Annotated in this window: 17 protein-coding genes; 11 read left to right on the top strand and 6 right to left on the bottom strand. The window is 40.8% G+C overall.

Annotated features, from left to right (window positions below; genetic code table 11):
- The first annotated feature begins 163 nt into the window (after window positions 1–163).
- On the top strand, window positions 164–2,152 hold the full coding sequence (locus FTU17_RS09360) for a TonB-dependent receptor domain-containing protein (RefSeq protein ID WP_180135218.1): 1,989 nt from the start codon (window positions 164–166) through the stop codon (window positions 2,150–2,152).
- A 107-nt stretch (window positions 2,153–2,259) separates the two neighbouring features.
- Here the strand turns inward: FTU17_RS09360 and FTU17_RS09355 are convergent, their stop codons facing one another.
- Window positions 2,260–3,696, bottom strand: coding sequence for an amidase (locus FTU17_RS09355; RefSeq protein WP_180135216.1), 1,437 nt, complete (start codon window positions 3,694–3,696; stop codon window positions 2,260–2,262).
- 120 nt (window positions 3,697–3,816) lie between these two features.
- Complete coding sequence (locus FTU17_RS09350) at window positions 3,817–5,241, bottom strand: PLP-dependent aminotransferase family protein (protein ID WP_180135225.1); 1,425 nt, start codon at window positions 5,239–5,241, stop codon at window positions 3,817–3,819.
- A gap of 197 nt (window positions 5,242–5,438) precedes the next feature.
- Here FTU17_RS09350 and FTU17_RS09345 point away from each other — a divergent pair, with 197 nt between their 5' ends.
- Entirely contained in the window at window positions 5,439–6,254 is an 816-nt protein-coding gene (locus tag FTU17_RS09345; protein ID WP_180135214.1) for a hypothetical protein, read from the top strand.
- Between the two features lie 214 nt (window positions 6,255–6,468).
- On the opposite strand, the gene FTU17_RS09340 is transcribed toward FTU17_RS09345, so the two are convergent.
- Both FTU17_RS09340 and FTU17_RS09335 read right to left on the bottom strand, forming a co-directional pair.
- Complete coding sequence (locus FTU17_RS09340; RefSeq protein ID WP_168379604.1) at window positions 6,469–6,627, bottom strand: hypothetical protein; 159 nt, start codon at window positions 6,625–6,627, stop codon at window positions 6,469–6,471.
- 121 nt (window positions 6,628–6,748) lie between these two features.
- Complete coding sequence (locus FTU17_RS09335; protein ID WP_218955544.1) at window positions 6,749–7,630, bottom strand: LysR family transcriptional regulator; 882 nt, start codon at window positions 7,628–7,630, stop codon at window positions 6,749–6,751.
- Between the two features lie 163 nt (window positions 7,631–7,793).
- On the opposite strand from FTU17_RS09335, the gene FTU17_RS09330 reads away from it, so the two are divergent.
- The 9 genes from FTU17_RS09330 (at window position 7,794) to FTU17_RS09290 (ending at window position 18,239) form a co-directional block, all read left to right on the top strand.
- A complete protein-coding gene (locus tag FTU17_RS09330) occupies window positions 7,794–9,311 on the top strand; it encodes a CoA-acylating methylmalonate-semialdehyde dehydrogenase (protein WP_180027174.1) in 1,518 nt (505 codons plus the stop codon).
- A 15-nt stretch (window positions 9,312–9,326) separates the two neighbouring features.
- Complete coding sequence (gene mmsB, locus FTU17_RS09325; RefSeq protein WP_180114644.1) at window positions 9,327–10,220, top strand: 3-hydroxyisobutyrate dehydrogenase; 894 nt, start codon at window positions 9,327–9,329, stop codon at window positions 10,218–10,220.
- An 89-nt stretch (window positions 10,221–10,309) separates the two neighbouring features.
- Entirely contained in the window at window positions 10,310–11,965 is a 1,656-nt protein-coding gene (locus FTU17_RS09320; protein ID WP_180135210.1) for an AMP-binding protein, read from the top strand.
- Window positions 11,966–12,085: 120 nt separating this feature from the next.
- Complete coding sequence (locus FTU17_RS09315; RefSeq protein WP_180135208.1) at window positions 12,086–13,213, top strand: acyl-CoA dehydrogenase family protein; 1,128 nt, start codon at window positions 12,086–12,088, stop codon at window positions 13,211–13,213.
- A gap of 80 nt (window positions 13,214–13,293) precedes the next feature.
- Window positions 13,294–14,067 carry an enoyl-CoA hydratase gene (locus tag FTU17_RS09310; RefSeq protein ID WP_180135206.1) on the top strand — a complete coding sequence of 258 codons (774 nt, stop codon included), beginning with the start codon at window positions 13,294–13,296 and terminating at the stop codon, window positions 14,065–14,067.
- A 23-nt stretch (window positions 14,068–14,090) separates the two neighbouring features.
- Entirely contained in the window at window positions 14,091–15,116 is a 1,026-nt protein-coding gene (locus tag FTU17_RS09305; RefSeq protein ID WP_180135204.1) for an enoyl-CoA hydratase/isomerase family protein, read from the top strand.
- Between the two features lie 202 nt (window positions 15,117–15,318).
- The gene (locus FTU17_RS09300) at window positions 15,319–16,656 is read left to right on the top strand and encodes an MFS transporter (RefSeq protein ID WP_180135202.1); all 1,338 of its coding nucleotides are present in this window, start codon (window positions 15,319–15,321) and stop codon (window positions 16,654–16,656) included.
- A gap of 519 nt (window positions 16,657–17,175) precedes the next feature.
- Window positions 17,176–17,412, top strand: coding sequence for a VF530 family DNA-binding protein (locus tag FTU17_RS09295; protein WP_078193741.1), 237 nt, complete (start codon window positions 17,176–17,178; stop codon window positions 17,410–17,412).
- Between the two features lie 128 nt (window positions 17,413–17,540).
- Window positions 17,541–18,239: a DUF1826 domain-containing protein gene (locus FTU17_RS09290; protein WP_180059947.1), complete on the top strand. Its 699-nt coding sequence runs from the start codon at window positions 17,541–17,543 to the stop codon at window positions 18,237–18,239.
- Window positions 18,240–18,343: 104 nt separating this feature from the next.
- On the opposite strand, the gene FTU17_RS09285 is transcribed toward FTU17_RS09290, so the two are convergent.
- Both FTU17_RS09285 and FTU17_RS09280 read right to left on the bottom strand, forming a co-directional pair.
- Complete coding sequence (locus FTU17_RS09285; RefSeq protein WP_180135200.1) at window positions 18,344–21,499, bottom strand: efflux RND transporter permease subunit; 3,156 nt, start codon at window positions 21,497–21,499, stop codon at window positions 18,344–18,346.
- On the bottom strand, window positions 21,489–22,715 hold the full coding sequence (locus tag FTU17_RS09280) for an efflux RND transporter periplasmic adaptor subunit (protein WP_180135198.1): 1,227 nt from the start codon (window positions 22,713–22,715) through the stop codon (window positions 21,489–21,491). Before FTU17_RS09280 ends, FTU17_RS09285 begins: the two co-directional genes overlap by 11 nt.

Here is a 22,715-nt window from a genome sequence, read left to right as displayed (position 1 = left end):
GTCCAGATTTAAATCCAATAGAAAATATGTGGTCACGAGTCAAGGCGATTCGAACTAAGTTTAGAGTTAAAGATATTGATAAATTATTTAAAGATTACTGTAATGATTTATTTGGTATTTAGCTATATTACCTGAAATTATCATCAACGTTGAACAAAGTTCAATGGATGAACAAATAAAAAAAGCACTAACCAAAGTAAATGGTGCAACCAATGCGATCGTTGCAGCAGACATTCAAGATATACCCAAGCGAACAAATGCTGATTTATTTAAAAATCAACCGGGGATTTACGCAGCATCTTCAGGAAATGAAGGGGTAAAACTGTCGATACGTGGCTCGGGGATCAATCGCGCACCGGGGGCGCATGCTTCAGGGTTGTATGTAACCTTAGATGATTTGCCATTTACAGGGCCAGGAGGAACACCTTATGAACTGCTTGAGCCGCTGTGGGTAGAGCATATAAAGGTTTTACGAGGGGCGAATGGTTTAACACGTGGCGCATTAAGCTTGGGTGGTCTAATTAACTATGCAAGCCCAACAGGAAAAAATGCAGCAAAACTGTCAGTGCATCATGAAATGGGCAGCCACGGTTATCAAAAAAGTGAAATCAATTCAGGACAACAAATTGGCGACTTAGACTATTATCTTTCCTTAACGCAAAGTGATGATGACGGTTTTCAAGATCATGCTTCAAGCCAGAGCAAAGGTTTATCGGCCAATGTGGGATATAAAATAAACCCTAACCTTGATACACGTTTTTATCTCCGTTACCGAGAGACTGAACACCAAACGCCGGGACGTCTAACCCAACAACAGATTGAACAAAATCCAAAACAAGCAGTAGCCCAAAATATCTCGCTGAATAATAATCGTCCGCAGCCGGGAAGTCTTTGGTTGGCGAATAAAACCAATATGACTTTGGACTCGGGCGATCGTTTACAGTTGGGTCTGGCCTATCATCATTATCCGATGGATTTGCAAGAAGGTTTGTATAGTACCGATGTTGACTATGATGATATCAGCACCTTATTTAACTACCAATTTGACCGAACGCTATGGGGGCGTGAAAGTCAGAACACCTTAGGTTTTCGTAGTACCACACATTTGCCAGATGGTCAGGTCATTGAACGCTTACGTGTTGCGCAAGGCGCCTATGCTGCGGGTACAGAAACGCGGCATTATACCTATCAAGGCGGTGACTATGTTTTATATTATGCCAACGCCTTGGCACTACACCCACAGTTTTGGCTCGATAGTCGAGTTGCATTGGCGTACACCCATCGTGAAAGTGAAGTGACATGGCCTGTGCAAAGTCATAAAGAAAATATTCGTGAATGGAATGTCCTGCCATCGCTAGGTTTTCGATATCAAATCCAACCTGAAACACAGCTCTTTGCCAATGTCAGTCGAAGCTTAGAAGCACCACATCCTTGGGCTTTAATTTGGGGTTCGGATCAAAAGTTCCCCGATGAAAGTGGCGCAGCGACGGGACGCCAAAATGCTCCGATTCATTTGAATAGTCAGACAGCGAATACTCTTGAACTAGGTGGGCGTGGTCAACATGCACTGGGTGAGTGGAATATTGCATATTACTATTCACAGGTTAAAAATGAACTGTTGGCTGTTGAAATCCAACCAGAGCCTAATCCGATAATTTACGAATCGAATGCTTCAGACACCATCCATCAAGGGATTGAAGTCGGTTTAAACAGTTCACTTTGGCAAAATGATGTATATGGACAGGTTCAACTAAAACAAGCCTATACCTTGAATGATTTTCACTATAAAAATGATGCGGTATTTGGAAAAAATGAGCTGGCAGGTATACCAAAACACATCTATCAGGCTGAACTGAAATACGAACATCCTTTAGGCTTTTATGCTGCGGTGAATACACTTTATGCCGCAAAGGTCGCAACCGACTATGCCAATAGTTTCTACGCAAAAGATTGGCAAATTTGGGGAGCATCGTTCGGCTATATGCAACCACAAAAACAGTATTTGGCTTGGTTGGATTTCAGAAATATGGCCAATAAAAAATATGCATCTACCGTGACACCGGGCTATAACGATGCCGGCAAAGATCCTGCTCGTTTAACACCGGCTGAAGGTCGGGCGGTATATGCAGGACTAACGTATCATTTTAATTAAGTATCTTGTATTCAAATACAGTTATCCCTTGCAAAGCCTTATGCTGCGGATTTGAAAATAAAAAAGGGAGCCAATCAGCTCCCTTTTTTAAACCTTTGATTGGGCTGTTAAGCAGTTCGAGGCATATCCTGAATACGTCGCCATGGCTGAGCTTCTTCAATTTCATACGCCAGTTCGATCAAGGTTTTTTCATCACCGACATCGGCTGATATTTGCATACTGATCGGTAGTCCGTCGTTTTGGGTTTCTCCCATAGGAATCGACATACCTGGCGCACCAACAACATTTTGGATGGGGGTAAAAGTCACATAGTTCTGTATACGTTCAAATAACTGGTCAAACGGTAATTGAGGTGATAAATAGCCGATTTTCGGTGTGGTATGTGCAAGTACAGGCGATAGCAAAACGTCATAATGCTTAAAGATTTCACGATATTGTTGCTGCATTTTCTTTAATCGATACAGAAACAGCGGGGTTTTATAAAAGTTCTTTTTATACAACTTCGATAAACCAACGGTTAAGTGATCTAACTCTTTGGGATTAAAGTCAGCGCCAAACATTTTCTTGCCAAAGGTACTCAGTAAAAAGGACAACATCCCCCAATATTCACTGAAATCTTCAACAAAGCTTAAGGAAAAAGGTAACTGTAGTTCTTCAACATGATGGCCTAATTTTTCCAAGAGTGCTGCGCTATGCATTAAGGTTGTAGTTGTTTCGCTATCTATTTGCCCTGTAATCGATTGCGGGACTAAACCGATGCGTAGTCGACGTTTAGAAGGGCCATAAATCATGCCTATTCGTGGCAGTTTTTTATTGTAATAACTTGACTCCATTCCTGCATAAAAATGCGCTGTATCTCGTATGCTACGGGTTAAAACACCTTCACTGATGATATTAATCGGAAGAGAGCCTGCTGCTTCACTGTCATAAGTACGGCCACGGCTAGGCTTTAATCCAATCAAACCGCAGCATGCAGCAGGGATACGAATTGAACCACCGCCATCATTGGCATGGGCAATCGGCACTACACCGGCTGCAACGAGAGCTGCGGAACCGCCTGAAGATGCACCGCAGGAATAACTTAAATGCCACGGGTTATAGGTGGCTGATCCATCTTTATATTCGGTGCTGGCATTTAGACCAAATTCAGGGAGCTTGGATTTCCCTAATACGACAAAACCTTGATCTAAGATTTGTTGGCTAATTTGAGGATTACGATCGGCTGGTTTTGAACCGATGGCCTTTGAACCATGGCGTGAGGGTAAGCCTTGATAATCTAGATTATCTTTAAAGAAAAAAGGGACGCCCGCAAATAGACCATGTTCAACATATTGATTTTTCTCTAAAGCACGTTGAAAACAGTCCAATTCAATGGCATTTAGATGCGGGTTCACTTGTTCCGCACGTGCAATGGCCGCTTGTGTTATTTCCTGTACAGAGGCTTCTTTAGATTTGATGAGCTGTGCAATCCCCACAGCATCTAGATCTGTGAGTACATCGGAACTAAAGGCATGTATGCGTTGACTGTGTTTTTGATCTTCCATGAACGAACCTATTTGTTTTTTGAATTTTGGTAAATATTGAATGAATTCATTGTTATCTCAACAACAATTGTATGTATTTGAACAATATTACTTTGAGCATAATAATGACAATAAAAATTGTCAAATATTCGTCTGATCTGAGGAAAGTGCAGAGATTGTACTAAGGAGGGCATCTAAAGCCTGTTGAATCTCTTCCTTCCATGCAAAGGAGCAATTTAAACGGATATATTGAGTTTTCGCTTCCGCTACATTAAATAAACGGCCTGGTGCAACGCTAATCTGCTGTTGAATTAAGGCTTCATAGACTGCCATACTTTCAACATTCTCCGGTAATTTTAACCAAAGAAAATAACCACTTGGATGATATTGTAATTTACATCCAGTCGGCAGGCGGCTTTCCAAATAACGGTAAAACTGTAATTTGTGTTGCTGTAGACTTTTTCTTAGGACCCGTAAATGTTTTTCATAATGATAATTTGAAATAAATTCCACCAAGGCATTTTGCAATAAGGTATTGACGGAAATAGTACTCATGAGTTGTAAGTGTTGAATCGCTTGAGAGTATTTACCGGCGTGCACCCAACCGACCCGAAATGCAGCGCCCAACGTTTTAGAAAAAGAAGAGCAATGTAAGACCATATTATTTTGATCAAAGTATTTCATTGAAACAGGTTTCTTGGACGCATAATGCATTTCTTCATACACATCGTCCTCAATTAAATGCACATGATATTGGTGTAAGAGCACGGCAATTTTTTGCTTGATTTCATCACTCACTGTGAAGCCCACAGGATTATGTGAATTCAGCATCAACCAACAGATCTTGACGGGATAAGTTTTTAAAATATGTTCAAACGCGGTTAAATCAAAACCGTCTTGTGGATGTTCAGGTAAGGTCACCACTTTAAGGCCTAAGCGCTCTGCAGCTTGCAAGGCGCCATAGAAAATATTTTGCTGTAACACAATATAGTCACCCGGTGAAGCTATTGCCTGTAAGGAAAGATTCAGTGCATCCATACAGCCTGAGGTAATCACAATATCCTCTGGATCTGTGGCAATGCCTTGCATGCAATAGCGCTGTGCAATTAACTTACGTAGGGCTAAATTACCAGGTGGAAGATTATCAATGGCATCGTAACTTTTGGAATTTCGGGAAATTTGCCCCATGATTTGGGTTAACTTTTTAGAAAAAACAATGTCTTGAGCTGGAAAAGCTGATCCCAAGGGAATGATTTTTTCATCTTGTATTGATTTTAAATACTTAAATACTAGTGAGTTAATTTCAACCGGTGTGTTTAAGGACACGATTTGAGTTTGTTCAGCCTCTATTTCGACTAAGCCTTGCGCCACATAGTAGCCAGATTTCTCACGTGCATAGATTAAGCCACGCGATTCTAACTCCTGATAAGCATTCATGACTGTGATTAAACTAAAGCCGGACAACTGCACTTGTTCACGCAAAGACGGGAGCTTTTCGTGCGCTTTTAAAGTGCCATTTTCAATCAGTTGACGTAGGTGCTGAGCAAGCTGTTCCGATTTATACATAGTCATCAACTAGACAAAATTCTGTTATAAATATATCAGTAAAATTAATTGTGCATTATATTTTTATAACAGATGAGTCTGTACTGTTATATGTTTTTTCAAATTCACTGTATCTAGTTTTAAGCTTGAATTTTTTATAAGGTGCATTGACCACAACACTTGTGGCGTCAAATGGTATGGAAGTTAGGGAGTTGAATATGTTTAAAGCCAGTGAATTAGAACTGTTACAACATTTACTGGTGGATGTTCCATTGACAGATTCAACGCTGCATCTGTTGCAACAACAGCATACTAATTTAGAAGCGGTACTTTTGCGCAGTCGAATTTTGCGTCAAGTACAGCAAGTGGGCTATGTCAGTATTTGTCAGGAGCATATGAATGCCAAGGCTGAAAATGCGGCTTTTTTATTTGCACCCTTTATCTTAGCGAATTTGAATCAGAAGGTGATCTACGCTGCACCGCAAAGCCCTGAAAATATTGCGATATTGAATCGTTATTATCATGCTGAGGCTAAACTTAGCGCATTTAAAGTTGATGATGTTTTATCGGGATTCAATGTCTACATTGAGCTACATAATGAACAACTATCGCCAGCAGAATACTTCTATTTTAGTTTGATCAATAACTTATGTAATCCGAAAGTTTCCAAAATCATTTGTATTACACATCTAGATATCGACTTAGAAAAATTAAAACAGCTCGCTGAATTTTTAGATGTTGAAATCCATGTATTGGCGGATAAAGCTGAACCGATTGACTTTGATCTAAATAAAATCAATATGTTAAAGCTGCTATTTAAAGACAAAGATCAGCAATATATCGATTTATGCCAAAAATTTTCGTTTATCAATGCGAAAATTTTACAACGATTAGGTTTATATGAGTTTGACCGTGCGCAAGTCTTGGTAGAAGACATGTTTTATTCAGAACACATCTTTGAAAAAATGTCGGTCTACGGTGAATATATTCAAACGCATCTACAGCACCAAGTTAAAAAGCAAAGTCCTGCATAAGCGATAAAGATGACTAATTAAGTTTATAGCTGTGAATTGATCACTTTAAAAATGCAAAAAGCTTGTAAATCTAGACTTACAAGCTTTTTTTAAATTCAAATTTAAACCAAATTATTTGGTCTGATGATCAATTCATTATGAACTGATCATGAGCAAACATGAAATGTAAGATATACATGCAATAGCGAGTTGCAATAAGCGAATAGATTATCGCTTAAGGTAGATAAGAATTATCTGCACCAACGACAAACGCTACACCAATACAGAATAAAAGCACATAGATCGAGAACCAAATAATGGCACGTTTAAAGGCCTTATCTGAAATTTCACTGTCTGCATATTTTTGCGGTTTTTTAGGCTCTTGATTGCTCATAAGATGTACTCTAAATCCCTAATGGTTATAGGTGATTATTGGGGTATATCGCTTGAAAGCATAGATACAACATTCATCTAAATTTCTATAACAGTTATAGTTTGGAAGCAGCCATCCTGACTTAATCCATTAATAAACTATGATATTGGTCGGTTCTTTTTCTCAAAAAGTCCCAAACCAATTTAATGCGTGGCTCATGTTGTAAATCGACTAAGGTTAGCATCCAAAAGGTATGTACAAAACGAACATCTTGCGCCAAGACCTGTTCTAATTCGGGTTTTTCCTCGGCCAAAAACTTGGGCAATATTGCCAATCCTGCACCCGCACTCACGGCAATTTGTTGTGCCAAAATACTACTACTTCTAAAGTTGGCATTGAGCTGAATAGGTAAGCGCTCTAAACAATACAGTTCAGGGCTATAGACCAAATCATCTATATAGTTCACAAAAGTGTGTGATTTTAAATCTTCTAAGGTATGAATGGGTTGCGTGTTTTTTAAGTATTCCTTACTGCCATAAATCTTTAAACAATAGTCTGCCAGTCGAGTAATGATATAGGGGCCTGATTTCGGTCGATCAATGGAAATAACAATATCTGCTTCACGATATGAAAGCTTGATCATTTTCGGCACAGGAATAAGGTCGATTGTCAGCAATGGATATTTTTTGGACAATTCTGCCAAGAGCTGTGTCAAAAATGCTGTTCCAAATCCTTCGGGTGTGCCAATTCGCACACGACCTTGCATAGGTTGGTTAGGTTTTTCGATTTGTAAAAAAGCCTGTTCCATTTGTTCAACTCGAGGAACCAGTGCCAAACCTTCTAAGGTAAGCTCATAACCTGTGGCTTCACGTTTAAATAATGGCGTGCCTAAAGCCAGTTCTAGCGCATGTATACGTCGAGAAACCGTACTATGCTCCACACCAATAATTCGTGCAGTATTGGTTAAGGTTTTCGCACGAGCCAAAACCAAAAAATACTGTAAATGATCCCAGTCTACTTTCATTGTTATTGTCATCCCTGTGCATATTTGCACATCAATCGTGCGTGAATCTCTATTGGTAGTCAAAATTTTCTTTGCTAGTTTGAAGTGAATTGGAAAATATAAATATAAGGCTTTTGGATATTTTCTAAGTCAGTACAAAACAATAAGTGCCTATGGAGAGGTCATGAACACAATGTCAAATATTCAGTCAGCGACGGCTAAATTATTAATTAACGGTAAATTTGTAGAGTCAAACACTACAGAGTGGCAAGACATTCTAAATCCTGCAACTCAAGAGGTTTTGGGTCGTGTTCCAATGGCGACTATGGAAGAAGTGGATGCAGCGATTGCTTCAGCGCAAGAGGCGTTTAAAACTTGGCGCTTAACGCCTGTTCAAGCACGTATGCGCATTATGCTGAAGCTACAAGATCTCATCCGTAGCAATATGAAAGAGATTGCCCGTGTACTGACGGCTGAGCAAGGAAAGACGCTTGCAGATGCTGAAGGTGATATTCAACGTGGTTTAGAAGTCGTTGAGCATGCGTGTTCGGTTGGCACACTTCAAATGGGCGAATATATAGAAGGTGTTGCACGTGGTGTGGATACCTATACCTTGCAACAACCTCTGGGTGTCTGTGCAGGAATTACGCCATTTAACTTTCCTGCGATGATTCCACTCTGGATGTTCCCAATGGCGATTGTCAGTGGAAATACCTTTGTCTTAAAGCCATCTGAACAAGATCCATTATCGACCATGATGCTTGTCGAACTTGCAATTGAAGCTGGTATTCCAGCAGGTGTATTAAACGTAGTGCATGGTGGTAAAGACGTCGTTGATCGTTTATGCACACATCAAGCTATTAAGGCCATTTCATTTGTAGGCTCTACAGCCGTTGGTACACATGTATATAACCTTGCAGGACAGCATGGAAAACGTGTGCAGTCGATGATGGGAGCTAAAAACCATGTGGTGGTAATGCCAGATGCCAATAAAGAACAAACTTTAAATGCCCTCGTTGGTGCAGCATTCGGTGCGGCAGGTCAGCGTTGTATGGCTTTGTCTGTTGCTGTCATGGTTGGTGAAAGTAAAGAATGGGTTAATGAACTGGTTGAAAAAGCCAAAACGCTGAAGGTCAATGCAGGGCATGAGCCGAATACCGATATTGGCCCAGTCATTTCACCTCGTGCAAAAGCACGTGTACTGGATTTAATTCAAAGCGGTGTAGAGCAAGGTGCAGAGTTGCTGCTGGATGGTCGTGATGTTCAAGTCATTGGCTATGAGCAAGGAAACTTTGTCGGAGCAACGATTTTTAATCAAGTTTCAACTGATATGCGCATCTATACCGAAGAGATCTTTGGGCCCGTGTTAGCCATTATTCATGTCGATACTCTAGAGCAGGCGATTGAATTGATTAATGCCAATCCATTTGGCAACGGTGTTGGACTATTTACACAAAGCGGTGCAGTCGCTCGTACATTCCAAAGCGATATCGATATTGGTCAAGTGGGTATCAATATTCCAATTCCTGTACCAGTTCCTTTCTTTAGCTTTACAGGATCGCGTGGTTCAAAACTGGGTGACTTAGGTCCATATGGTAAGCAAGCAGTTCAGTTCTATACACAAACCAAAACCATCACCAGTCGTTGGTTTGAAGATACACAAGAAAAAGGTGAAGTGAATACCACCATTAACCTACGTTAATTTAGGAGTTCAAGGATGAATATTGCCTTTATCGGTTTAGGAAACATGGGCGGAAAAATGGCCCAAAACCTACTCAAAGCAGGTTTTACGGTTTACGGTTTCGACTTAAGCGAAATTGCGATTCAGCATTTTACTGAAGCAGGTGGCATCGTTTGCCAAAGCCCACAAGATGCCGCGAAACAAGCAGATGTCGTGATTAGCATGTTGCCTGCTGCCAAGCATGTCAAAGAGGTGTACTTGGGAGAAAATGGTGTATTGGCGGTAATGAAAGCAGGAAGCTTATGTATCGATAGCAGTACCATTGATCCGCAAACCATTAAGGATATAGCCGAGGCGGGTGCTGCACATCAGATAAAAATCTGTGATGCACCTGTTTCAGGCGGAACTATTGGTGCTCAGGCAGGTACATTAACCTTTATGGTCGGTTCGGATGATCAAACCTTTGAAAAAACCAAAGCGGTATTGGGCCACATGGGTAAAAACATTGTGCATTGTGGTGATGTGGGTGCAGGTCAAATTGCGAAAATTTGCAATAACTTGATTCTTGGTATTTCCATGGCAGCCGTTGCTGAAGGTATGGCACTCGGTGCGCGTCTGGGAATTGATCCTCAAGCCTTAGCGGGTGTGGTGAATAGTTCGAGTGGACGTTGCTGGAGTTCGGATGTATGTAATCCATGGCCGGGTATCTCAGCAAATGCACCTGCGGGACGTGGCTATACTGATGGTTTTGCAACGCAGTTGATGTTGAAAGATTTAGGGCTGGCTGTAGAAGCCGCAGGACAAGTCAAACAGCCGATTATTTTAGGCGGACTGGTTCAGCAAATGTATCAACAGCTGTGTTTACAAGGTAATGCTCACTTAGATTTTTCAAGCATCGTGCAGCAATATTTACCTAAGGATGCTGAATAATCGCATTGAACACCAATCAGGCCTAGGTATGGCTAACAATACAAACACTCGTGTCGGAATAACAATAAATTGAGACTGAGGTAGAGAAGATGTCGAATTATCAAGATGTTGCTAAGGCATTTGACTTAAATCATGCTGCCAAAGAAATGTTATCAGGCTCTTTAGAGCAATTAAATGCATGCTATGAATGCTGTGACCGTTATGCGATTGATCAAGATAAGGTCGCACTGTATTGGCAAGGTAAAGATGGGCGGAAAGAACAATATACCTTTGCAGAGCTACAACAGTGGTCGAGCCAATTTGCCAATTTTTTAAAGTCACAGGGTGTGCAAAAAGGTGATCGTGTATCGGGTTTATTACCTCGTACAGTTGAATTACTTGTGGTGATTTTAGGGGCTTGGCGAATAGGTGCTGTATATCAACCGCTGTTTACCGCCTTTGGCCCCAAAGCCATTGAACATCGTTTACACCTTGCACAAAGCAAATTGGTGATTAGCGATGTTGGTAATCGCAGTAAATTAGATGAAGTTGCACATTGTCCCCAAATCGTTACTGTTGCAGATCTAGCGGGTCAAGGGATTCAACAGGGAGATTTAAACTTTTGGGATGAAGTAAACGCACAGTCTACAGATTGTGAAATTGTCCTACAGAGCATCAATGATCCATTTCTTTTGATGTTTACTTCAGGTACTACAGGTCCTGCAAAGCCCTTAGAAGTCCCGCTTAAAGCTTTGATCGCTTTTGGTCAATATATGAAAAATGCGGTAGGGCTACGTGAAGATGATTCGTTTTGGAATATTGCCGATCCGGGTTGGGCTTATGGTTTGTATTACGGAATTACTGGGCCACTTTTACTTGGACATGCAACACTCTTTTACGAAGGTGGTTTTAGCATTGATAGTTTGTGTCAGATCGTAGATGACTACAAAGTAACAAACCTTGCAGGTGCACCGACAGCATATCGAATGATGATGGCGGCTGATCCTGAACAAATGGCAAAACTTAAAGGCAAATTTCGTGTGGTCAGTAGTGCTGGAGAGCCGCTTAACCCTGAAGTGTTCCGCTGGTTTAAACAAGTCCTAGATGCACCGATCTTTGACCATTATGGGCAGACTGAAGTCGGTATGGTGGTGTGTAATCACCATGGTTTACAACATGATATTCGCGCAGGTGTCGCAGGTTATGCCAGTCCAGGATATCGCGTGGCGGTTGTTGATGAACAAGGGCAAGAGCTAGCTGCAGGAACGCCGGGAGTGCTTGCCGTCGATATTAGTCAATCACCGATGATGTGGTTTGGTGGATATAAAGAAAGTCGTAAGTCACCCTTTGTAAAGCATTATTACCTCACTGGTGATACCGCAGAATTACACGCAGATGGCAGTATGAGCTTCGTTGGTCGTAATGATGATGTGATTACAACATCAGGTTATCGTATCGGGCCATTCGATGTAGAAAGCGCTTTACTTGAGCATGATGCAGTGATTGAAGCTGCGGTCATTGGTGTACCTGATCCGGATCGGACAGAAATCGTAAAAGCTTTTGTAATTTTAGCTGAGCATGTCACAGCGTCAGAAGAATTAGCAGAGCAGCTAGGGCAATTTGTGAAAAAGCGCCTATCTGCACATGCTTATCCACGATTGGTGGAGTTTGTTCAAGAACTGCCGAAAACCCCAAGTGGAAAAATTCAGCGTTTCTTATTGCGAAATCAAGAGATTGCGAAACAATCCACGCAGCATGCAAGTTAAATGACGTAACGATTAACCCTAAATGAATGCCGAACAATCATGATCAAAATCAAGCTTTCATTCAGTTCTAGTCATTTTCAAACTGGATGAAAGCAATTGATTGATGTACAGGAAGATAAGATGCAATTTACCGAAGAACAATTATTAATTCAGGACATGGCACGCAGTTTCGCACAGGAACAAATTAAACCTCAAGCGGCCGAATGGGATAAACACGGTACCTTTCCCAAAGCGGCTTTAGCACAGATGGGTGAACTGGGTTTATTGGGCATGCTGGTATCAGATGAATGGGGTGGTTCAGATACAGGTAATCTTGCCTATGTTATGGCTTTAGAAGAGATTGCCGCGGCCGATGGGGCAACCTCAACCATTATGAGTGTACATAACTCGGTAGGCTGTGTTCCTATTGCTAAATTTGGCACAGAAGAACAAAAGCAGAAATATTTAGTGCCTTTAGCACAAGGCAAAATGATCGGTGCATTTGCATTAACTGAGCCACATACGGGTTCAGATGCTGCTGCCATTAAAACTCGTGCAGTAAAAGATGGCAATGAATGGGTGATTAATGGTGCTAAGCAGTTTATTACCTCGGGACATAATGCAGGGGTCATTATTGTCTTTGCTGTGACTGACCCAAGTGCAGGGAAAAAAGGCATGAGTGCTTTTATTGTCCCAAGAGAAACACCTGGTTATGAAGTGATTCGTACTGAAGAAAAGCTTGGATTACATGCTTCCGATACCTGTCAAATCGCACTCACAGACGTGCGTGTGCATGAAAGCCTGATGTTAGGAAAAGAAGGTGAAGGTTTGAAAATCGCCTTATCAAATCTAGAAGGCGGTCGTATTGGTATAGCGGCGCAAGCAGTTGGTCTTGCACGTGCAGCATTAGAAGAAGCAACCCGATATGCCAAAGAGCGTATTACTTTTGGTAAACCAATTTTTGAACATCAGGCAGTTGCGTTTCGATTGGCAAGTATGGCAACAGAAATAGAGGCCGCACGCCAATTGGTCTATCACACGGCACGTTTAAAAGAAGCAGGACAACCTTGCTTAAATGAAGCGTCTATGGCCAAGCTTTTTTCATCTGAAATGGCTGAGCGTGTTTGCTCCGCAGCATTACAAGTCTTTGGTGGTTATGGCTATCTCAAAGATTTCCCGATAGAGCGTATATATCGTGATGCACGTATTTGCCAAATCTATGAAGGCACAAGTGATATCCAACGTTTAGTGATTGCCCGCAGCTTATAACGTTGTCTTTAAGACATTTAAAACGACAAGGCTTCAGACGAAGCCTACTTATAAATATTGAACATATATAGGGATCTCACATGCAATTTGAAACGATTCTGCTTGAAAAGAACAATGGTGTAGGACTCATTACTTTAAATCGTCCTCAGGCCTTAAATGCGTTGAATAGCACATTAATTAAAGACCTTAATTTAGCCTTGGATGATTTAGATCGAGATCCAACCATCGGTTGTATGGTTATTACAGGTTCAGAAAAAGCCTTTGCCGCTGGTGCAGATATTAAAGAAATGGCTGAACTGAGTTTTCCAAATATTTATTTGGATGATTTTTTTCATCTGGCAGATCGAATTGCTCAGCGCCGTAAACCTCTAATCGCAGCTGTCAGTGGTTATGCGTTAGGTGGAGGCTGTGAGTTAGCACTCATGTGCGACTTTATTTACTGTGCCGATAATGCAAAATTCGGTTTACCAGAAGTGACTTTGGGAGTAATCCCAGGGATAGGTGGGACACAGCGCTTAACGCTTGCTATTGGTAAGGCCAAAGCAATGGAAATGTGTCTGACTGCGAGACAAATGGGCGCAGCAGAAGCAGAGCAGAGTGGTTTAGTTGCTCAAGTCTTTCCTAAAGAGGCGTTGGTCGAAAAGACCTTAAAAGCTGCTGAAAAAATAGCCGAAAAATCTGTAGTCGCAACCATGATGATCAAAGAGTCAATTAACCGTGCATTTGAAGTCAGTTTGCAAGAAGGTTTGCGTTTTGAACGCAGAACATTCCATTCGATTTTTGCAACTCAAGACCAAAAAGAAGGCATGCAAGCATTTATTGAAAAGCGCCAAGCCAATTTTAAAGACAATTAAAAATAAAAAAGGATGATACGGATATGAGTACAAATAACTTAATGATTGAAGAACATGGACATTTAGGACAAATCAGTTTAGATCGCGTGGCAAGTTTAAATGCCTTGTCTTTGAATATGATCCAAGGGATTCAACAGCAATTAGCACTATGGGCTGATCAAACTAATATTCATGCTGTACTTATTCGCTCAAATAGTCCTAAAGCATTTTGTGCAGGTGGCGATATTCGTTATCTCTATGATAGTTATATGAATGGTAAAGAAGATCATCAAGCTTATTTTCAAGCTGAGTATGAAATGCTGAATACCATTCGTGCGTATGAAAAACCGATTATTGTCATACTTGATGGCTATGTACTTGGCGGTGGATTTGGCTTGGCCCAAGCATGTCATGTGCTTATCAGCAGCGAAAAATCTAGATTTGCCATGCCTGAAACTGCCATTGGATTTTTCCCAGATGTGGCTGCGACACACTTTTTATCACGTTTAGATGATATTGGTGTGTACATGGCAACTACAGGCGATCAAATCAGTGCCAGCGATGCGTTGTATCTAGATTTGATTGACTACCATGTTCCGAGTGAGCAACTTGTTCAATTAGAAGAAGAATTAAGAAATTCCAAGCAACTAAGCAAGGAAAATATTGAACAATTGATTGCGAAATATATTACTCGACCAGCGGAAAGTGAACTTAGTCAAAATGCAGATTTAATTCGTAAGCATTTTGGTTTTGAGAGCATTGATGCCATTGAAAATAGTCTTGAAAATGAACAGCATAATGATGCTCAAGCGTGGGCGTTAAAAATACGCAATACCTTGGAACAACGATCTCCAATCGCGAAAAGGATCAGTTTGCAACTCCAACATTTAGGTCGAAGTCTTTCACTAAAGCAATGCATGCAAATTGAACGACATTTGCAAGATGTTTGGTTTCAACATGGCGATATTGTCGAAGGTGTGCGCGCATTAATTGTGGATAAAGACAAACAGCCAAAGTGGCAACAGTCTAGTCCGACCTTAGATAAAATAATGGAGGAAATATCTATTTAATCAGTAATTTAAAAACATTCACGGTTCAAACACTTGGGTAATATTCATATTCAATTTCTTATTCAATATGAACAAGTGACTCAGCGTAAATTAAACATATATAAGATCTAAAAATATTGATTTTCATGAAGAAAATCATCACACAAATCAAGCATCGTGAAAATGCAACATAGAAATATCTTGCAGAATAAGGAAGATAACAATGCAAAATGTACAGGGAAACACAGCTCCACCAGCTAAGTCTTCGCATCGTTTAGCAGGTATTTCCAGCATGGTGGGTACAACCATCGAATGGTATGACTTTTTTATCTATGGTGCTGCCGCAGCACTCATTTTCAATCGACTTTTCTTTCCAAATCTTGATCCATTAACTGGCGTATTGGCAGCATTTGCCACTTATGCTGTTGGCTTTATTGGTCGACCACTTGGTGGAATTGTTTTTGGTCATTTCGGCGATAAAATTGGTCGTAAATCAATGTTATTGGTCACACTAATGTTGATGGGTATTCCAACGGTGATGATTGGGTTGTTACCGACTTTCGAAACCATTGGTTATTGGGCAACGGTCTGTTTAATTATTTTAAGATTTATACAGGGCATGGCCATGGGTGGAGAATGGGGCGGAGCAGTCCTCATGGCGGTAGAGCATGCGCCAGCGGGTAAAAAAGGCTTTTGGGGAAGTTTACCGCAAGCCAGTACAGGTGGTGGTTTATTGCTCGCTTCGGTAGCTTTAGGCTTAGTCTCAATGTTGCCTGAAGAAGCACTATTTAGCTGGGGTTGGCGTCTGCCATTTTTAGCCAGCATTATTTTACTGGCTGTAGGTTGGTATATTCGAGTGAAAGTGCCTGAGTCACCAGACTTTGAAAAAGTTAAAACTCAAACCGAAACAATTAAAGTTCCAGCAAAACAAGTGTTTAAAAATCATCCTAAGCAGTTGATTACGATTATTTTATCTCGAGCTGCTGAAAATGCTTGGTTCTATTTAGCATCGACATTTGCTTTAGCCTATACAACCACACAGCTAAATATTCCTAGACAAGACATTTTGTTTGCAACGATTTGTGGTGCTGCGGTCATCATGGTCATTACGCCAATTTTTGGGCATTTGTCTGATAAAGTTGGGCAAAAAAACATGTTCAGATTTGGTTTATGCGTACTGGCTTTATACAGCTATCCATTTTTTGCAATGTTAAATACCAAGGATCCTGTATTGGTTTGGACGGCCATTGTGATTGGTATTGGCGTAGTTTTTCCTTTGATGTATGCGCCGCAGTCACAGTTATTTTCACGCCAATTTCCAGCAGAAATACGTTATAGCGGTATTTCAATCTCAGTTCAATTTGCAGGCGTGCTAGGTGGTGGTTTAGCTCCATTAATCGCGACGAAATTGTTGAGTATTGGTGATGGAAGCCCCAATTTAATTATTGCCTATATTTCAGGCTTTGCAGTGATTGCGATTATTGCGTCGTCATTTTTAAAGCCGGATCAAATAGAGCAAAAAACAAAAGCATTTAGCAGTAAAGAAATTAAATCTTCATAAATCAAAAATCAGGTAAACAGTAGGCTGATTTAAATATAGAAATTAATGTGAATTAGCCATAGCAATCGTTGTTATGGCTTTTTTCTTGTCTGAGGATTGTAGCAGGACAAATAATATTGTCAGTATTGCGTAGGATCTTGGCGGCACAAAATATGTTTGATGTGTAAGAGCAACAAATCAAGTTTGTTACACAGATGAAAGATTTAAGCACCAATAAATTAAAAAATATTAAATATCAAAGTCTTAATTATACTATTTCGTATAATATATATTATGTTAAATAGCATATCCAAGACTGTGGCCTACACAACGCATCCGTTGCCACAGCTCGACATCGTGAATCTGTAAAATTATCATTCACGATGCCGAGTACGCTAATGAACATAATATACGTTATGCCGAAATCAGAATCTTATCAATTGGCGAATCTGACGTTCCTGATGTTTAAATTCAAACCCTCTCATTTTTTCAACTCGCTCAGGTTATAATAATGGTCTCCCAAAATATGATTGATCTAATATGAGCACCTCCAATGACCCTTTACACGGCAAAAAACTTGCTGACATCTTGGATGAATTATTGGATTACTACGGTGGTTTTGAAGGCTTAAGCCGCAAAATTGAAATTAGATGTTTTTGCATAGATCCAAGCGTTAAATCATCACTACGATTCTTACGTACTACACCTTGGGCACGTGAAAAAGTAGAAAGCTTATATTTGTATGTCTTACGCCAAAAAGCCAAACAGAAAGCGTAACGATGAATGCCTATGCTCGAATAATTTTGTATAGCAGTTTATGGTTTAAGATAAAATAAAACTGCTTAATCCTTCTAGCACTTCCTTGTACGCAGTATCTTCGCCTCAGATTTAAATTGATCCCTATTATGAGCAATACTTTTTCCCAGCATCCTCAAATTGGTGTAGTCACTACATTTTCTGAATTGATTCATAGTCATTTCGAAGGTCAAATGAATGCGCTTTGCTGGCAACGCAGCATACAAGGTGACTTTAAAGAAATAGTCGAAAAACTCGAACTGATTGAAAATATAACCGAAATTTCTATAGATGATCTGATGAAGTTAACACTTTCATCGCAAGGCCATTTAGCCAGAGAAGTTATTTTAAATGATCTGCAACAATTAACAGAATTTGGTGCATCACCTTCGTTGAACTTGCTCAAATGTTATGAACGAGATGATGAATTCGATTTCATCTCAACCGATGTTTATTCCTTTCATGTCGATCGATCACCTATCGCTACCGATACCTTTTTATGTACATATTATGGTGCTTCCAGTGATATTGTGCCAAATGATCAAGTGACACAAAGAATCTTAATTCCTAAAATACGAGAACAACTTAAAGATTTGTACGATGGCCCTACCTCAGAATTTGATGATTTTTTAGCGGAATATTTTTTTGATTTACATTATCAGCTCAAAGAAAATGCTGTGCCTGTAAATCTAGGCAATGGTCATCTTTGGCGTTTAGCGGTGGATCATCCTACACAGCCAGTTTTGCCTTGTGTGCACCGCGCACCTGTTGAAAATGCAGGTGAATATCGGCTTATGCTGATTTGCTGATTTTAAATATTGATGGATCCTGAGTCCATACGATCCATTCTGTCTAATGAATGAATCGTATGGGGTAATGCAATATCGTTTTAATCTTGATTGATTAGTCTAGATTATTTAGATCGAGCTGTATTCAGCCAGCGGTAGAGCACGGGCAATAGCACCAAGGTCAGTAAGGTGGAAGAAAGAATACCGCCAATCACCACAGTCGCTAAAGGTCGTTGTACTTCTGCACCTGTACCTGTTGCCAAAGCCATTGGTACAAAACCTAAAGAGGCAACGCAGGCGGTCATGAGTACTGGGCGTAATCGAAGTACAGCACCCTGCCATACGGCTTCATGTAATGGATATTTGTTCCTCAGCTCTTTAATAAAGGTCAGCATGACTAGACCATTTAGCACAGCAACGCCTGAGAGTGCAATAAAGCCAATACCCGCCGACATCGAAAGTGGAATATCCCTAAACCAAAGAAACAGTACACCGCCCGTTAAGGCAAAGGGTACGCCAGTAAAGACCAGCAGGCTTTCTTTCACATTATGAAATACTGCCATTAATAAAATAAAGATGGTTAGTAGTGCTAAAGGAATAACAATTTGCATTCTTGCTTTGGCTGATGCAAGGTTTTCAAATTGACCGCCATATTCAATCCAATAACCGCTTGGTAATGCATATTGTTTCAGCTGAGTCTGCATATCCGCCACAAAAGAACCTAAATCACGGCCTTCAACATTGGCAGTTACTACAATACGGCGTTTACCATTCTCACGGCTGACTTGATTGATCCCATCTACATTAGAGACTGTGGCAACATTTGAGAGTACAATACTGCCACCATTTGGCAACTTTAACGGTAGTTGTGAAATCGTACTTACATTACGATCTTGATCATTTAAACGAATAACAAAATCAAAACGGCGATCACCTTCTAAAATCTTCCCTACACTTTGTCCACCGACACTGGCTGCCACAGTATCCTGTATAGATTTAACACTTAAACCATATTGCGCAGCCAAAGCCTTATCTATTTCAATATTTAATAAAGGTAATCCTGCGGTTTGTTCAACTTTTACGGCGCTACTCCCCGCAACTTGCTGCATAATTTTGGCGATTTTAGTGGCTTCTGTGTTGAGCACTTGCATATCATCGCCAAATATTTTAACGCCCACATCACTACGCACACCTGAGATCAACTCATTAAAGCGCAGTTCAATAGGTTGGGAAAACTCACTGTTATTACCTGGAATTGTAGCCACATAAGCCACCATACGGCCACGCAGTTCATCCACACTTTCTTTAGGGTTTGGCCATTCATTTCGTGGTTTAAGCATAATATAACCATCGGAAATGTTCGGAGGCATTACATCGGTTGCCACTTCTGCCGTACCTGTACGAGCAAATACAGCCTGAATCTCTGGAAATTTTTTCAACAGCAGTTTCTCAGCGTTTTCCTGCATTCTTAATGACTCTTCTAGGCCTGTGCTTGGTGAGCGCATCAGTTGAACTGCAAAATCACCTTCACTCAGCTGTGGTGCAAACTCACTGCCAATTTTGGTGCTTAAAAGCCCAGTAATGAGCAGTAAACACAGTGCAAAAGTCATCACCACAGCCTTGTAATGAAAAGCTGTATTTAATATTCGAAGATACTGTTTTTTCAGCCAAGTCATCCAACGGCTTTCTGTTTCTTTAATTTCACCTTTTACCCAAAGCGCTACAGCAGGAGGTACAAATGTAATAGACAGAATAATCGCTGCCACAAGTGCCAATACCACAGTTAATGCCATCGGATGGAACATTTTTGCTTCTACACCGCTTAAAGCAAAAATTGGCAAATACACCACTAAAATAATTAATTGTCCAAATATCAGCGGACGGCGTGCCTGACGTGCAGCCAAAAAGACTTCTTTAAAGCGTTCATTTTGCGTTAATGGACGTTTCAACGTTTGCTGTGCATGAGCTAAACGTCGTATACAGTTTTCAACAATCACCACTGCACCATCAACAATAATCCCAAAATCCAGCGCACCTAAGCTCATCAAGTTCGCGCTGATATTCTTTTGTGCCATGCCAGTTAAGGTAAATAACATTGAAAGTGGAATAACGCAGGCAGTAATTAAAGCGGCACGGATATTACCTAAAAAGATAAATAAAATGATGATGACCAGAATTGCACCTTCAACCAAGTTCTTTTGAACGGTTTTAATAGCTTTCTCCACCAATGTGGTACGGTCATACACTGTTTCAATTTTTACCCCTTTGGGTAAGCTGGCTTGAATGTCTTTAATTTTGGCATCTACAGCTTTCGAGACAGTTCGGCTATTTTGTCCCATGGCCATCATGGCAATACCTAAAACAGTTTCTTCCCCATTATAGGTTGCACCACCTGTTCGCAAATCATGCCCTATCGATACTTGTGCAATATCACCCACACGAATTGGACTGCCATTTGGGCTGTCAATCATGGTGTTTTCAATATCTGAAATGGTGTTTAAGGTTCCCGGCACTCGAACTGTTAACTGCTGACCATTTTCCTCAATAAATCCTGCACCACGGTTTTCATTATTTTCTGTAAGCGCTTGCTGTAATTGTTCTAATGACAGGTTCAGCTGTTGCATGCGGTTTAAATCAGGTGAAACCACGTAGGTTTTATTAAAACCACCAATACTGTTGACCTCGGCAACACCTTGTACACGCTGTAATTGCGGACGCACAATCCAGTCCTGAATTTCACGCAAATCCATCGCGCTATATGCCGTACCATCTGCTTTTTTTGCATTGGGTTCTGCTTTCAGCACCCATTGATAAATCTCGCCCAAACCTGTCGAAACTGGCGACATCGTCGGAGAAACCTGAGCTGGCAATGACGACTGAACTTCCTGTACCCGCTGATTAATTTGCTGACGTGCCCAGTAAATATCCGTACCGTCTTTAAAGACAATCGTGACTTGTGACAGGCCATAACGGGAAATAGAACGGGTCAACTCCAAATCTGGAATACCTGCCATCGCATTTTCAATCGGATAAGTAATCCGCTGTTCAACTTCTAACGCTGTAAAGCCATTGGCCTGCGTATTAATTTGCACTTGGGTGTTGGTAATATCAGGTACTGCATCAATCGGCAGTTTTTGATAACTGTAAATCCCGACGGCAATCCATGTGCAGACAAACAGCATCACCCAAATTGCATTTTGAATTGAAAACTGAATAATGCGTTCGAATAGACCTGCTGGCTTTGGTAAATTTGTGTTCGGATTCTCTGAATTAGTGTTCATGGCCAGCCTCGTCTTTTTCCAGTTCCGATTTCAGTAAAAAACTGCCTTGGGAAATATACTTTTGCCCTGCATCAAGACCCGAAATCACTTCTAGCCATTGCCCATCACTGGATGCTTGTCCAAGTTTTAGCGCTTGCGCTTTTAAATGCACTTGACCTTTTTGTTCAGATTCAACAATAAAAATACTGTCTTTACCCTCTATGCTTTGCACGGCGGACTTTTGCACCCGTAATACATTTTTAGTACCTGAATCTGCCAATAGCACGTTGACCATCACATTCGGGCGAAGCTCAGCAGATTGTTGTTTTAATTTGGCACGTACCACCAAGCGTCCCGTTTGCACATCTGCCTTTGACGTCAGGCTTTGTACCTCTGCGCTATAGAGCTGATCTGAGCCATTGATTTTGAAAGAGACGTTTTGACCCGTTTGTAATTGTGCGGAATATTGATGAGTTAAGTTAAATTCTAGCCACAAATCTTTTAGCTGTTCAATGGTGAACAATTGATCTGCCAATTGCACATTTTCACCTACAACAATATCTTTTTGACTGATTACACCTGCAATAGGCGCACGAATGATAAATCGTCCGTTTTGACCGCTATTCGCGCCCAAAGCTTGCAAGCGCGATTGTGTCGACTGTACGCTAATTTGAGCCTGACGATAGGCATTTTCAGCACGCTGAAAGTCCTGTTTGGCAGAAATCCCTTGAGACCATAGCTTTTGCTCACGCTGATAATCTTGGCGAGACAAATCTAAATTGGCTTCTGCCATACGCAAATTAGCTTGCTGATCAATTAATTCAGGCACAGAAAGCACAGCTAGAGTTTGCCCTTTTTGTACGGTTTGACCGAGTGCCACACTGACTTGCTCGACATGTCCGCTAAAATTTGGGGAAATATGTGCCTGCTGATCTGTATTGACCGCCAATTTACCCGGCAATTGAATAATATTTTCGACCAGACCATTTTCCGCAGTCGCCATTTTAATACCTTGTTCCACCATTTGTTGAGCGGTGAGTTGCAGTTCACCTTCTTCCGCATGTTCTGCTTCAGCATCACTATCATTAGCCTCGTTATGCTCTCCCTCACTCTCAGTTTTATCTGCATCGGATTTGTTTGTACTTAACCAAATAGCAGTACACAGCATCAGCGTTAAGCCAATCAAAACTGCAATCATCAAAAGCTGTGAAATTTTTCCATCTTGTTTAATTTTCAT

This window comes from Acinetobacter sp. YH12070, assembly GCF_013419625.1.
Classification (GTDB): Bacteria; Pseudomonadota; Gammaproteobacteria; order Pseudomonadales; family Moraxellaceae; genus Acinetobacter; species Acinetobacter amyesii.
The sequence above is the reverse complement of the archived record's forward strand: the minus strand, read 5'-3'. Positions and strand labels throughout refer to the sequence as shown.

Bases quoted from the DNA above. Each gene is read 5' to 3' on its own strand.
- FTU17_RS09360 (WP_180135218.1), top strand. From the start codon at position 164: ATGGATGAACAAATAAAAAAAGCACTAACCAAAGTAAATGGTGCAACC.
- FTU17_RS09280 (WP_180135198.1), bottom strand. From the start codon at position 22,715: ATGAAAATTAAACAAGATGGAAAAATTTCACAGCTTTTGATGATTGCA.
- mmsB (WP_180114644.1), top strand. From the start codon at position 9,327: ATGAATATTGCCTTTATCGGTTTAGGAAACATGGGCGGAAAAATGGCC.
- FTU17_RS09310 (WP_180135206.1), top strand. From the start codon at position 13,294: ATGCAATTTGAAACGATTCTGCTTGAAAAGAACAATGGTGTAGGACTC.
- FTU17_RS09285 (WP_180135200.1), bottom strand. From the start codon at position 21,499: ATGAACACTAATTCAGAGAATCCGAACACAAATTTACCAAAGCCAGCA.
- FTU17_RS09320 (WP_180135210.1), top strand. From the start codon at position 10,310: ATGTCGAATTATCAAGATGTTGCTAAGGCATTTGACTTAAATCATGCT.
- FTU17_RS09290 (WP_180059947.1), top strand. From the start codon at position 17,541: ATGAGCAATACTTTTTCCCAGCATCCTCAAATTGGTGTAGTCACTACA.
- FTU17_RS09330 (WP_180027174.1), top strand. From the start codon at position 7,794: ATGAACACAATGTCAAATATTCAGTCAGCGACGGCTAAATTATTAATT.
- FTU17_RS09335 (WP_218955544.1), bottom strand. From the start codon at position 7,630: ATGAAAGTAGACTGGGATCATTTACAGTATTTTTTGGTTTTGGCTCGT.
- FTU17_RS09355 (WP_180135216.1), bottom strand. From the start codon at position 3,696: ATGGAAGATCAAAAACACAGTCAACGCATACATGCCTTTAGTTCCGAT.
- FTU17_RS09315 (WP_180135208.1), top strand. From the start codon at position 12,086: ATGCAATTTACCGAAGAACAATTATTAATTCAGGACATGGCACGCAGT.
- FTU17_RS09350 (WP_180135225.1), bottom strand. From the start codon at position 5,241: ATGTATAAATCGGAACAGCTTGCTCAGCACCTACGTCAACTGATTGAA.
- FTU17_RS09300 (WP_180135202.1), top strand. From the start codon at position 15,319: ATGCAAAATGTACAGGGAAACACAGCTCCACCAGCTAAGTCTTCGCAT.
- FTU17_RS09340 (WP_168379604.1), bottom strand. From the start codon at position 6,627: ATGAGCAATCAAGAGCCTAAAAAACCGCAAAAATATGCAGACAGTGAA.
- FTU17_RS09345 (WP_180135214.1), top strand. From the start codon at position 5,439: ATGTTTAAAGCCAGTGAATTAGAACTGTTACAACATTTACTGGTGGAT.
- FTU17_RS09295 (WP_078193741.1), top strand. From the start codon at position 17,176: ATGAGCACCTCCAATGACCCTTTACACGGCAAAAAACTTGCTGACATC.
- FTU17_RS09305 (WP_180135204.1), top strand. From the start codon at position 14,091: ATGAGTACAAATAACTTAATGATTGAAGAACATGGACATTTAGGACAA.